Annotated in this window: 13 protein-coding genes; 6 read left to right on the forward strand and 7 right to left on the reverse strand. The window is 55.6% G+C overall.

The genetic code is table 11. The features are described from left to right. Positions 1–72 precede the first annotated feature (72 nt). Positions 73–639, forward strand: coding sequence for an NAD(P)H-dependent oxidoreductase (locus KVQ82_RS14805; protein WP_222019283.1), 567 nt, complete (start codon positions 73–75; stop codon positions 637–639). 465 nt (positions 640–1,104) lie between these two features. On the opposite strand, the gene KVQ82_RS14810 is transcribed toward KVQ82_RS14805, so the two are convergent. The 4 genes from KVQ82_RS14810 to KVQ82_RS14825 all read right to left on the reverse strand — a co-directional run bounded on the left by KVQ82_RS14810 (position 1,105) and on the right by KVQ82_RS14825 (position 3,708). Further along, the gene (locus KVQ82_RS14810) at positions 1,105–2,139 is read right to left on the reverse strand and encodes a proline racemase family protein (protein WP_041063845.1); all 1,035 of its coding nucleotides are present in this window, start codon (positions 2,137–2,139) and stop codon (positions 1,105–1,107) included. Between the two features lie 74 nt (positions 2,140–2,213). After that, complete coding sequence (locus KVQ82_RS14815) at positions 2,214–3,176, reverse strand: ornithine cyclodeaminase family protein (protein ID WP_041063847.1); 963 nt, start codon at positions 3,174–3,176, stop codon at positions 2,214–2,216. Positions 3,177–3,261: 85 nt separating this feature from the next. Further along, complete coding sequence (locus KVQ82_RS14820) at positions 3,262–3,471, reverse strand: tautomerase family protein (RefSeq protein ID WP_222019284.1); 210 nt, start codon at positions 3,469–3,471, stop codon at positions 3,262–3,264. A gap of 60 nt (positions 3,472–3,531) precedes the next feature. Next, the gene (locus KVQ82_RS14825) at positions 3,532–3,708 is read right to left on the reverse strand and encodes a hypothetical protein (protein WP_161794891.1); all 177 of its coding nucleotides are present in this window, start codon (positions 3,706–3,708) and stop codon (positions 3,532–3,534) included. A gap of 246 nt (positions 3,709–3,954) precedes the next feature. Here KVQ82_RS14825 and KVQ82_RS14830 point away from each other — a divergent pair, with 246 nt between their 5' ends. Together KVQ82_RS14830 and KVQ82_RS14835 are read left to right on the forward strand one after the other, a co-directional pair. Beyond that, the gene (locus tag KVQ82_RS14830; RefSeq protein ID WP_256198907.1) at positions 3,955–4,632 is read left to right on the forward strand and encodes a GntR family transcriptional regulator; all 678 of its coding nucleotides are present in this window, start codon (positions 3,955–3,957) and stop codon (positions 4,630–4,632) included. A gap of 118 nt (positions 4,633–4,750) precedes the next feature. Beyond that, positions 4,751–6,034 (forward strand): FAD-binding oxidoreductase, encoded by a 1,284-nt coding sequence (locus KVQ82_RS14835; protein ID WP_222019285.1) that lies wholly within the window; start codon positions 4,751–4,753, stop codon positions 6,032–6,034. 23 nt (positions 6,035–6,057) lie between these two features. Here the strand turns inward: KVQ82_RS14835 and KVQ82_RS14840 are convergent, their stop codons facing one another. The 3 genes from KVQ82_RS14840 to KVQ82_RS14850 are packed head-to-tail and all read right to left on the reverse strand — an operon-like array spanning position 6,058 to position 9,828. Beyond that, positions 6,058–6,498, reverse strand: a complete 441-nt coding sequence (locus tag KVQ82_RS14840; RefSeq protein ID WP_222019286.1) for a GNAT family N-acetyltransferase — start codon at positions 6,496–6,498, stop codon at positions 6,058–6,060. A gap of 53 nt (positions 6,499–6,551) precedes the next feature. Then, on the reverse strand, positions 6,552–7,592 hold the full coding sequence (locus KVQ82_RS14845) for an Ldh family oxidoreductase (protein WP_222019287.1): 1,041 nt from the start codon (positions 7,590–7,592) through the stop codon (positions 6,552–6,554). A 4-nt stretch (positions 7,593–7,596) separates the two neighbouring features. Beyond that, on the reverse strand, positions 7,597–9,828 hold the full coding sequence (locus tag KVQ82_RS14850) for a N,N-dimethylformamidase beta subunit family domain-containing protein (protein ID WP_222019288.1): 2,232 nt from the start codon (positions 9,826–9,828) through the stop codon (positions 7,597–7,599). A 252-nt stretch (positions 9,829–10,080) separates the two neighbouring features. On the opposite strand from KVQ82_RS14850, the gene lhpH reads away from it, so the two are divergent. From lhpH to KVQ82_RS14865, 3 genes are all read left to right on the forward strand, one after another. Further along, complete coding sequence (gene lhpH / locus KVQ82_RS14855; protein WP_222019289.1) at positions 10,081–11,088, forward strand: trans-3-hydroxy-L-proline dehydratase; 1,008 nt, start codon at positions 10,081–10,083, stop codon at positions 11,086–11,088. 124 nt (positions 11,089–11,212) lie between these two features. Next, positions 11,213–12,034: a transporter substrate-binding domain-containing protein gene (locus KVQ82_RS14860; protein WP_041063859.1), complete on the forward strand. Its 822-nt coding sequence runs from the start codon at positions 11,213–11,215 to the stop codon at positions 12,032–12,034. Positions 12,035–12,090: 56 nt separating this feature from the next. After that, positions 12,091–12,753 carry an amino acid ABC transporter permease gene (locus tag KVQ82_RS14865; protein WP_041063861.1) on the forward strand — a complete coding sequence of 221 codons (663 nt, stop codon included), beginning with the start codon at positions 12,091–12,093 and terminating at the stop codon, positions 12,751–12,753. Positions 12,754–12,756: the final 3 nt, after the last annotated feature.

A 12,756-nucleotide genomic window follows, 5' to 3' on the forward strand; every position in this document is an offset into this window, starting at 1 on the left:
GACATTTCATCGATTAGATTATTTAGAAGAGCACGGTGATCATCTACATCATCCAAAACGTTGGAGAGGGTGATGACCCAAACTCTTCTGCTGCTTTTTCATCCCGATTTAAACCGATCAAAAGCCAATGCTGCTTTGGTGCGTGCCGTCGAACCGCTGCCTGGCGTGGAAATCGTCGACATGAGCGCCGCCTGTCCCAAAGGCCTCGATCTTTCACGCGATGGTGAGCGAGAAGCCGCCCGGTTGCTCGCCGCCGACCGGATCGTACTTCAATTCCCCATGCAGTGGTATTCGAGCCCGCCACTGCTCAAAGCCTGGCAGGACGCGGTGCTGACACGCATGTTCTACATCGCCTATGAGTCCGAGGGGCGGCGCCTGGAAGGCAAACCCATCATGATCGCCATTACTGCTGGGAACACTGTTGGGGCCTATGCCTCAGGCGGACGCAATATGTACACGATGTCGGACTTGCTCGCACCGCTGCGAGCGACGGCGCACCGGTGCGGATTGGAATGGGGCGAACCCTTTGTCCTGTATCAGGCCGACAAACTCTCATCTTGCGAACTGGAGTCGGCTGCTGAGCAGTATGCAGAATATCTCACACGCTGGATCGCAAGCTCCAAACATCCCAAGGCCTGACAAAGCTGGAAAGCATCTGACGCACTCAGCACGAGGGGCCCGACGTTTTACTGCGTCGGTGTTCGCGAAAGGCAGAGAAGGCTTGGCAGAGGAGAAACTGGCCTGCAAATCGCTTCTGCCCATTTACGGTGAATTTTTGCGCGTTTGCCTGGAAGAGTGGCCGTAGGAGCGCCGCTACAATGATGAGGGGGCCACGTTCGCTCCGCCCTCCAATGCTCCGCCCCCCTTGGAGAAGTCACTGCTCGATGATGACGGCGAAGTAAGCTTCCACTTGATCCACTATCAACGCACAAATTTATAACCAAGTGTCCAGCGACGCTGCAAATGCTGCGTCGCTGGACAAACTACAACCCGACCTGCTCAACGCGCCAAGATCCTCGAATGCTGCAACGACTTCAAAGAAATTGATTCATTACAACTGGGATCTCTGAGCAAAATTATCGTTAGCACTTGAACAAGCGCCTATCACTGCTTCTCCACAGGCCAAGTGTCGGAAAGACGATACCCTGCCGGAAACGGATCAGTCGGATCCAGCGTGTGTTGGTGTGTGCCTGTAATCCAGGCTTGTCCGGAAATGATCGGACTGATACCTGGACGGCCACCCACGGATAATACTGAATCGATCCGACAATCGAACTCGGTGCCCAGGATCGACGTGCCGATGAAGCGATCACCCGATTTCATCTGGCCTTTTGCATGCAGGACTGCCATGCGTGCCGAGCAACCCGTGCCGCATGGGGAACGGTCTACTTTTCCGGGGCGGATAGCCACTGCATTGGCTGCGGTCAGAACGCCGTTTTTCATTTCTGCCGGGTTAGCGATCTGGCAGAAGGAAATATGCTTCCAGTCACTGTTTTCCGGGTGGACAAAACTCAATTGTTCGTTGGCTGCCTGGGTGATCTTCATGCCGTAATCGGCAATCTCTCTGGCTTCGTCAGGGGTCAGCGAGAAGCCCAGTCTTCTGGCGTCGGTAATGACGAAACTGTCACCACCATAAGCAGTATCGACGGTTAGAGACCCAATCCCGGCTACCTCGATAGTCACATCGAGTTTGTCAGCGAATGATGGCACGTTACGTACGGTAATTCGTTCAGCCTTGCCATTGCGGCAGCTTGCAACCACTTCGATCAATCCTCCTGGCGGCTCGAGGAACATGCGGGTTTCCGGCTCAACCATCGGGATGATCCCTGTCTCCAGCAGTACGGTCGCCACGCACATCGAGTTGGACCCTGACATTGGTGGCGTATCGCACGGCTCCATGATGATCCAGCCAACGTCTGCTTTCGGGTGCTTGGGCGGAACTAGCAGATTGACGTGCCGGAACACTCCGCCGCGTGGCTCATTCAAGACAAAGTTGCGCAGTGTCTGGTCGGTTTCAATGAACTTGCGTTGCTCCCAGATCGTTTCCCCCGGAGGGGCGGCAACACCGCCAACAATGACGTCGCCCACTTCACCCGCTGCATGGCAACTGACGACATGGATGACTTTGGATGATCGCATGGTATTTCTCCGAGGATTCGAGGGGCGCCTGGCGCCCGACATGTATTGAACGTGCAAACGACGAAAGGTTGGGCTTAGTGGGCAACTGAAGTCCGCTGGTAAGCCAGAATGGCGGCTGCGAGGTCTTCTACCGACGCCCCAACCGATTTGAACAGGGTCATGGCTTCATCCGGAGTCTTCAGGGCTGCGCGCCCGGAGTGTTTCCCGGCACACAGCTCGCTGAACTCGGCGATCACGTCGTCTTCGGTAATAACGCCTTTCTTAATTGGCTGGATCAGGTCACCTGTTTCCGCGAGAGCACCTTCGCGGGTATCAACGAAAATGCTGCAGCACGCCACAACATCGTCGTCGACTTCGCGCATGGCCGGGGTGAAGCTGCCGACCAGGTCCAGATGAACGCCAGGTTTCAACCACTGACCTTGTATGACCGGCTCCGTGGCCAGCGTGGCGCAACTGATGATGTCGGCGGACGCAGCGGCTGCGGGTAATTGCTGAAGCGTGACGGCTTTTGCCTGGATTCCTTTGGCCTTGATGTCGTTCGCGAAAGCTGTCGCAGCTTCGAAGTTGAGGTCGTAAACAATGACCTCTTCCAGATCTCGAACCGATCGATGCGCGCTGACCAGATATCGTCCCATACGGCCGGCCCCGACCATCAGCAGTCGTTTCGAATCGGCACGAGACAGATAGCGAGAGGCAAGCGCAGAAGCCGCGGCTGTGCGGCGGGCTGTCAGTTCATTGCCATCAAACTGACCCAGCGGCAGGCCGGTTTTCGCACAGCTGAGGAGATAGTGGCTGCTGAGCCCCGGTTGGCCTTTTGCATTGTTCCCGGGGAACACGGTGACTTGCTTGACCCCCAGATACTCGCCCTCGATCCATGCTGGCATCAGCAACAGCATGGCGGCGGGGTCGCCCGGTACTTCTATCTTGTGGTGATGACGCACAGGGGAATGCACGGTGCGGGTGAATATATCGGATAACGCACTCATCAGCGCGTCCCAAGGCAATGCATCGGCCAGTTGTTGGGCATTCAAATACATGAGTGAAACTCGACATTGAAGGATAGAGAACACAGCGCTTCGAGATTGATCGCGTTCAATCCGCAAACGCCATTCAGGGAGTCGTTTAGCGCTGGGGCGAGGGCGCAGTGACGGAGGTACTAAGCGGTTCGCCGGCAATTACCCAGTCGGAGGGCGCCACATCGGTGAATGTGATGGTGACGTCCCTTGGCGCGGAACCGAGGATCCTGGAAAAGGCAGCCGTTATTTCACGTGCCAATTCGTGCTTTTTATCGCCTTGTCGTCCGGCGAGCATTTCGATTTTTACTATCGGCATTCCGTGTTCTCCTGAGTGTTCGCGCTGCGAGCGTCGAAGGCGGGTTGCGATAAGCCCGTATCAAAGAATTAACAAATGTTCGCTGGAGCCGGGCTCATTCATCAGATCGTGGAAAAAAGACCTGAGGTCGTCGTACTTACCGGTTTTCTGGGCGGAGTGCCGGGGCGCGCCGGGGGCGACTGTCGTTTTGTCGACGACCCGCGATTGTTTGGCAGGCTTTTTTGGGGGCGAATGCATGCAGGTTCCTCCTGTTGTTCTTGTTGGCAGGTATGCAGCGCAAGCACGGCGTTCGTCGCTTGACACCGAGTGAGTCAAACTCTAGATTGAATATCGTATACGTTGATGGTGGTGTCAACGGGTTTTTAGGGGCTGATGAAGCGCGTCAGTCACCCGGCGAGGCTGTATCACCAGCGAGACCAGCCGATGGTAAGCTACGGACTGATATAGAATACGTTATTCGATCGTGGCTTCCCGATTGCACACATGGAGTTCAAATTGCCCCTAAGTCCTGCAGATCTGCCGTCACTTGGCTCCGCGCCTACGGCGTCCGATATCATCGCCAATCACATTCGCGAGGCGATCATCACGGGTGACTTCGATGAAGGCGAACCGATTCGCCAGGACGACGTCGCCAAGTTGTTCGATGTCAGTAAGATACCAGTGCGTGAAGCGCTCAAACGCCTCGAAGCCGAAGGCCTTGTCGAGTTTCAGCGCAACCGCGGTGCTGTCGTCAAGAGCATTTCCGAGCCGGAAATTGCGCAGATTTTCGAAGTCCGGGCAATGCTGGAGTCCAGTGCGCTGAAACTGTCCGTGCCACTGATGACCGAAGCCACTTTCAAGAGAGCCGAGCAGTATTGTGACGAGTTCGCGCAGGAGACCAATGTGGCGCGCTGGGCGGAGCTCAATTGGCAGTTTCATTCCTGCCTCTATGAGGATGCCAACCGACCGTTCCTGATGAACCTCATCCGTTCGGTCAATGACCGAATAGAGCGCTACTTGAGAATTCAACTGACCTTATCCGGTGGCACAGGGGTCGATGATCGCGAACACCGGCAGATCCTGGCGGCATGCCGCAAAGGCGATGCCGAGGAGGCTGCTGAGTTGCTGCGTCAGCACATCACCAAGGCGTGTGAGTCACTGTTGGACAACATTCGCAAGTAAATTCAGGCGTAGGTGTCCGCAATGCCGTAGCCTGCGCTACGGCGATTTTAATTCACCATTGTGCGTATACCATATCCGATAATTTTCGGAATTTGACGCAGTCTTCAAGGGGGGTTATATGGCGCCTGTTCGTTCTTACGAGCGCTTTCGCTTGTTTTCAGAGAGGGTGGTAGTCGTAGGTGGAGGCATCGTAGGGACTTGCTGTGCGCTGTATCTTCAAAAGGAAGGGTATGCCGTTACTTTGATCGATCCCGCCGCGGCAGGCGACAGTACTGCCAAGTGGAGCTGCGGCCAAATGGCCATCGGCGAAGTGGTTCCACTTTCCAGACCTGGGGTGATGCAGAAGATTCCGGGGTGGCTACTCGATCAGGAAGGCCCCCTGGCGTTGAGAGCCAGCGCATTGCCAGGCATGTTGCCGTGGTTCCTGAGGTTTCTGGCGTGTGCCAAGCAATCGAAATCCGAAGAAATTGCTCGGGATATCGCCAGTCTTACACTTCATGCGCACTCGGACTATGCGCCATTGTTACAGGCTTGTACTGAGCAAGGGTTGCTACGTGAAAGTCCTGTGATCAAGTTGTTTGAGTCCGCAGCAGGTATGGAACAGGAGCGTCCCTATTTGGCGTTCCGAACAGCCTTGGGCTTCAAAGCAGAAATACTGGATGCCGCGACAATTGCCGATCTTGAACCTTCGCTAGCGGGCAGATTCAGTCACGGCTTACTCTTTCCTGACTGGCGCTCGGTAAGCGACACCGAGGGGTTTATTGCAGCGTTGACGCAAAGCTTTATCGACCAAGGCGGTGTTCGGGTCCGTGGTCAGGTCAAACGCTTGGATGAAGGGGGCGAGCGTGCAAGCGGCGTCACGCTGGCCGATGATGAGCGCTACGCGGCCGATCATGTGGTGATCGCAGCCGGTGTCGGTTCGCGAAAGTTTTTTGCCCAGCTAGGCGTACAGATTCCTTTGGTCGGAATCGCCGGGTACCAAGTGCTTCTGCCAGCGGAGGTAGAAAGAGTGCAACACTCGATCATTTTCCCCGATGGTGGTTTTTGCATCAGCCCCATGACACGTGGCTTGCAAATCGGTGGCACCATGGAGTTTGCACGACATAATGCCGAGCCGAATTTCAAACGCGCAGAAATCATTCTTGAAAAGGCGCGCAAGATCATTCCCGGATTGCGACTGAGTGACCTGGAGTACGGCGTCGGTTACCGACCGTATTTACCAGACACCAAGCCCGTGATCGACCGTAGTACCCGGCTATCGAATGTATTCATGGCTCTAGGGCATGGTCAGCTTGGTCTGACCTTGGGGGCCACGACCGGCCGACTCATTGCGCAGATGATTGCCGGCCGCACACCCGCGCAGAATCTGGAACCTTTCAGTGCCAAGCGTTTCTCCATATGACAGGATCGCGGCCGGAATCGGGTTTACCCCTCTGACTTGCGCATGAAGTTCAGACCGGCCGCAGCGGTGGCAAAACCCCATTTCTCATAGAACGGGACCATCTCGTCCAGGCAGTAGAGTTCGCGGTGTTTAATGTTAAGCAACGCCGGATCGTTCAGCACTGTGTTCATGAGTACAGCGCCCAGCCCGGTCCCTCGCCACGTCTCCTTGACAATAATGTCGAAGATCATCGCCTTGTAGACGCCGTCGGTCATTGCTCGGGCGAACGCGACAAGTTCATCGTTCTGCGGGTCAATGAAAGCGAAGAGCGGGCCGCCCGATTGCACCATCTTTTCTACATCTGCACTGATGCGTCCCTTAGTCCACCATTCGGTTTGAAAAAGCGCCACCAGTTGTTCGATGTGTGAAGACGATAGCGATTGGTGAAGTTCCAGTTTGTCGGTGTCGCGGGATAGGTTGCTCATGTCTTTTCCAGAATGTTGCTTTTGAGGTGGGGGGAATGTATCTGTGGATGTGATCAAGGTGCCTGCATGGCGTTGTCCGCGGCCATTTGCTGCAGATCCGCAATGGCTTTTTTTGTAAGGGAAATGCCTTGGGTCAGTGCGGTGTGCCGGTTCTTGTGGCGCCTTGCACCTGGCAGTCGATCCTGACCGGCTTCTATCAAACGGTTGCACAGGATCGCAGCGCGCTGGCTGAAGTCGGTTGTGCCGCCACGATCCGGGTCGATCATGATCAATAACTGCCCGGCCTTTGGCGTCTGCGCACCAACGCAACTGCCGAAGTCGTTCTCGAACGACAATTGTCCTCCGGTCAGGGCGCCAGCCAACAGTTCGACCATGAGTGCAATCGAAGAGCCCTTGTATCCGCCGAATGTGTTTAATGCGCCGCCGGCCAGCACCGCATGTGGGTCGGTAGTAGCGTTACCTGAGCTGTCGACGCCGGTGCCGGGCGGTAGTGGCCGATCGTCTAGCGCATGCAGCCTAACTTCGCCATTGGCCATGACACTGGTCGCCTGGTCCACCACCAGTGGTTCAGCGCCGGCGACCGGCGTTGCAAAGGCAATCGGGTTGGTTCCGAAAACCGCTGTGTGTCCGCCGTGCGGGACGACATTTGCCAGACCGTTGACGAAGCTGATCGCGACAAGTCCTTTGAGTGCGAACGGTTCAACGTCAGGCCAGAGTGCACTGAAATGGTGGGAATTTCGGATAGCGACGACGGCTACGCCGGTAGCTTCGATAGCTACATCAATGGCCTTCGCAGCGGTGGCCAGGGCTGGTTGGGCGAATCCGTTGCGGGCATCGATGCGGATGAACGAGGGGCTTACGATATTTACTTCGGCATTGGCTTGTCCGTCCACCCAGCCGGTTTTCAGCGATTCCACATAACCTGGCATGCGAAAGATGCCATGGCTCAGCGCACCATCGCGCTCGCAGCCTGCGCAATTGGCGGCCAGGATCTCAGCGACGAAATCAGATGTTCCGTGGCGGATGAAGATTTTTCTCAACAGCAGGCTGAGTTCGTCGAAGTCCATGCGTACTAAAGAAAGATCGTTTTTCATGGCGTCAGTCTTCTTTTAAGGAGGTGGCGGAGTTGGGGGAGGGTTGTCCCAGGTCATCGGAGCGGCATGAGAGTTGGAGAAATTTGCGCAGGCAGTTTTCCAGCAGGCGCGACACGTTGTTGTCGTAGTGGTTGTGCGAGAGGCTGCCGCAAAACGTAATAGACCCGACCGAGAACAGACCTCCGCCGTTCTCGTCGACGCCATAGATGATGTTCGAGCGGATGCCGCCGTAAGGTCGCGGGCCACCATCGAATACACCCGGAAGCAGAAGCTCTTCGAAAGTGGTTTCGAAGGTCGGGCCATGACCTTCAGAGGCAGCAACTACCGAAACGAAGTCCGGGGTACCCAAGTCCGAACAGACTTGGTCGATCTCGAACCCGGCAGCTCCGCCTCCCGAAAGACCGAAATCGCCTATTCGCTGATCGGGTGCAATACCCTCAAACAGAAAGTTCAGTTCACTACGATACGATTCCGGAGTGCGGACGTAGTACGTCCCCTCGAATGCGCCTTCGGCGGTGAAACCTACGCCGGCGACTTGTTGCGGTGCGATTCCGTTGCGACGCCACAAGCCGCCATACTCGCCATCGAGTTGGTGGTAATACTCGCCGGGCTGGCTGGCCCAGACCCGCATACCACCTTCTGCGCGACGCACCTCGATCATATGAGGGAGCTGTGAATGGCGGCCGATTTTCCAGTAGAAGCCGTTACCGCCGAGGTACATCAGTTTGCCGCCGCCCTCGCGATAGGTGATCAGCGCTTCCAGTGTGCGGCGCGTTTGATACTCAGGCTGGGTCCCGGTCAGCACGACATCGTAGTGCGTCAGGGCATCAACGCCTTCACGATCCAGATCTTCATCGGTAATGACGTCGAAGTCGTACTCTTTGGCTTTCAACCAGTCGGTCAGATGCGAGTCCGAGGCAAAGCCACGCATCCCGGAACCTCGCTCGTCGAGATAGATCAGATAGGCAGGGCGCATAGTCATGATCGGCCGCAATCGGGATGAAAGGGTTATCCCTGACCCATCCGGGTGACAGTTGTAGTTTGAATATCCAAATGTACCGATGACATCCGGATTATGAGGATAGGCATTCCACTCACTGACTCGGTTCTGCAGCGCGCCGGCGAATGTTCCGCGGGCATGGTTCGCATAGGCCTGATAGGTAAACGTGGGTGCCAGAAAGAGAATTTTGCGTCGAGGCAAGCCTGCACCGGGTAGAACGTAGAACGGGATAGTGTCGCTGCCTGACGGGTGATCGACGATAAGTCCGTAAACACCCGATGGCATACCGGCAGGCACTCGAACCGCAATGGTCGTGCTCCACTGACAATCGCTCAGATCATCAGCGTGAAAAGCGATGGCGGCATATTCGTCAGGCGCGTTTTTCCAGTCCATGTTGCGGCCGGTCCAACCCGAAGAGCGCACGCCACGCATCGGCATGTTGACCAAGGTGAGATGGCGCGAGGGATCAATGTCATCTTCAATCGTTTGCTTGAATGCATCATTGGCAAAAGACCAGCGCGCAAGCACTTCGATGTCGGTACTCGTGCCAACCTGAGTGCGGGTCAGGCATGGAGCCTCGATGGCGCCATTGAGGCAATCGACGGGATGGCCGCTCCAGATGGCAGCGAGAGTCAGATGACTGGTGTTCTTGAGCAAGGCGTGAAGCCCTTCCAGGCAGGTGCTGGATTCGGCGGTTTCTCGTCTGCCCACCAGCCTCGATCGAACAACGATGTCTTGCACGCCAAAGCCGATTTCCAGCTGAGTCCAACGGTTGATTTCCAGGCAAAGACCAAGCTCCAGGCGGGTGTGTTCCCCCAGCCGTTTTAACTCAAGCGTGCCCGCGTTGAGGATCAATGCGAAGCCCGTCGTTGCAGTTTCATCCTGCCACGAAAAAATTACTTGGTCGGCGGTGCTGTACAGCGTGGGCTTTATAAGCAGCGATAATTTCAGGTTGCTGGTATCGCTGAGACAGGGCAGGGGAGCAACTGCACACGATCCGAGGTAAGTCTTTTGTTCGGTTGCCCGATAGCTCTCGTCCAGGTCGAAATCCACGTCCACGCTTTTGAGGCCTGGGCCCTGCGGATTGGGATCGCAGCAGTCAAGCCGAACAACCCTGGCGCGAATATCCATATCACCTGCCGAGGAAATCTTGAATTCGAGAAGTTTTCCGGGTTGCGCACTGAGCGGCGTGACATAGCCGATGACGGCCGGCGAATCGATTTCTGAATGAGTCATACATCTGATACCTGATGTTTTTATCGAATATCGTATACCGTATCGCCTGTGTCAATGACGTCATCAAGTCATAGCCGGGCTGGATTCTTTCCTTCTTTATAGGCCTTCCATTTGCCTGCCTATCGATCAGCCTTGATCACCGGACTTGCTATTTGACAGTTGACGAACATCGTTTATCGTATACCATATCTGAAATGGCGATCTATTTACGCCATTTCTAGCTTTCGCAACCCTGAGATACGGAGAATACGAATGCAGTACGAACGATCATTTGCCACGGTTGAGCTGCACACGAGCGGGGAAACGTTCCGTCTCGTTACCCAGGGGCTACCCAAAGTGCCTGGTGCGACCATTGTCGAGCGCAGTACCTGGTTGCAGCAGAACGCCGACCATTACCGGCGAGCCCTGATGCTTGAGCCACGCGGTCACAAGGATCTGTACGGCGGTTTTTTGACTGAACCGGTGAGTGTAGGCGCCGATTTCGGCATCATTTTCCTGAACAACATGGGCTATAGCCCACATTGCGGTCACGGTGTGATCGCGCTGGCAACGGCTGCTGTGGAGCTGGGCTGGATTGAGCGAAAAGCCCCCGAGACCCGTGTAGGTATCGATGCGCCATGCGGCTTCATCGAGGCGTTCGTCGAGTGGGATGGTGTGCGGACAGGGGCGGTACGTTTCGTCAACGTAGCATCGTTCATCTTCGAGCGAGATGTGACAGTGACCACACCAACGTTCGGCAAGGTGACCGGTGATATCGCCTACGGCGGCGCGACTTACTTCTACGTCGATGGCCGGCCACATAATATCGCCATACGCGAGAAGGATCTGTCCACCCTCACTCAGTTCGGTTATGAAATCAAAACCGCCATCAATGCCCGGGGTTCGTTCATCCACCCTGAAATCCCCGAGTTCAATGATGTGTACGGCGTAATGGTGTATGGCGATCCGCGTCACGAGGGGTCAAGCCAGGCCAACTGCTGCGTGTATGCCGATCGTGCGATCGACCGGTCGCCAACCGGATCGGGCACCGCGGGCCGCGTTGCACAACTCTATCTGCGTGGTGAACTATCGGCCACCGATGCATTGATCAATGAATCCATTATCGGGACCGTTTTCAAAGGTCGCGTGCTCAGTGAAACAAAGGTAGGTCCGTTGGACGCCGTTATCCCCGAGGTAAGCGGTAAGGCACATATCTGTGGTTTCGCGAACTGGATCATCGATGAGACCGATCCACTTACCTACGGTTTTCTCGTCCAGTGATACCAACAATAATGATCTAAGAGCTGTAATTTTACTGCCCCGATAATACGTATACGATATCCAAGATACGCTAAAATATGCGTATCTTGTTTCTGAGTTCAGCCAACAAACGAGGGGAACAAAAATGCGCATCAACTCACTCATTCTGGCCGCAGCCGTCGCCGCTTTGAGCACTACTGCCGTTCACGCAGACCAGTTGGACGATATCATTTCGTCGGGCAAGCTGCGTTGTGCGGTAGAGCTTGACTTCCCGCCTAACGGCGCGCGAGACAAGGACAACAAGCCGATCGGCTTCGATGTCGACTACTGTAATGACCTGGCCGCCGCTCTTGGTGTGAAGGCGGAAATTGTCGATACCCCGGATCCGGACCGTATTCCCGCGGTGCTGTCGGGCCGGGCCGATGTCGGGATTGCCGTGGCCTCCGATACCCTGGAGCGCGCAAGGACGATCGGTTTCTCTATTCCTTACTTCGTGTTCAAAACCATCATCCTCGCCCGAGAAGACGCCGGCATTCATAGTGTTGCCGATTTCAAAGGGCACACAGTGGGAGGGCCGGCCGGAGCCTATGAAACGACCGCTCTGAACGAGGCGGTGAAAAAGATCAATGATCCCGCCACCAAGATGCTGACCTTTCAGTCGCAGTCGGACAGCTTCCTTGCACTTAGCCAGAAGAAAATTGATGCGACATACACCACTGCGACGATTGCTACCCACGTGATCAATTCGGGTAAGTACCCGGGATTGAAGATCGTCGGTGATGCCCCTGTCGATCCCGATTACTGCGCGTTTCTCGTGCAACGCCAGGAGCAGGGCTTGCTCAACTACGTGAATCTTTTCCTGAACCGCCAGGTGCGCTCGGGTCGCTATGCAGAGCTCTACGCCAAATGGGTCGGAACTGAAGGTGGGCCGGCTCCGGATCTGACTGTCTCAGGCACCTATCGTTAAGGAAACGGAGCATTCGTTCCGCATAACAAAAACCTTTCGCGTAAAAAGGTAATCGTATGTCTTATACCTTCCAGTGGCGCCCGGTTCTGGAATCGCTTCCGGATATGTTATCGGGAGCGGTAGTCACTCTGGAGATAGCCACGCTGGCGATGGCAGTTGGTACGGTGTTGGCGATCCTGCTGGCGCTTGCAAAACGATCGGGTAACAAAACCCTTTCTGGCTTGGCCAGTGTATGGATCGAAACGGCGCGCAATACCCCGGCGCTATTTCAGATTTACATGGTGTATTTCGGGCTGGGCTCCATTGGAGTGGGTATCGACTCGTACTATGCACTCTTGCTTGGTATTACGTTCAACAACGCAGGCTATCTGGCAGAAACGTTCCGGGGCGGCTTCTCCGCCGTCCCGGAAACGCAAGTCCGCGCTGCTCGTTCATTGGGTATGGGAGCTGTTCAGACGTTGTGGCACATCGTGCTCCCGCAGATGTTGCGGGCGGTGTTTCACGCCATGACCAACCAGATGGTCTGGTCGATTCTGATGACTTCTCTCGGAACCATCGTGGGTCTGACGAGCGACCTGACGGGGGTTACTCAGCAACTTAATGTCATGACTTATCGGACATTCGAGTACTTCTTCGTCGCGGCTTGCCTGTACTACCTGATATCGAAAATATTCACGATTTGCGCGCGGCTATGTGCTTGGCGCCTGTTTCGTTATTGAGAG

Origin of the sequence: Pseudomonas sp. AO-1 (genome assembly GCF_019775695.1) — a bacterium.
Lineage (GTDB): Bacteria > Pseudomonadota > Gammaproteobacteria > Pseudomonadales > Pseudomonadaceae > Aquipseudomonas > Aquipseudomonas parakoreensis.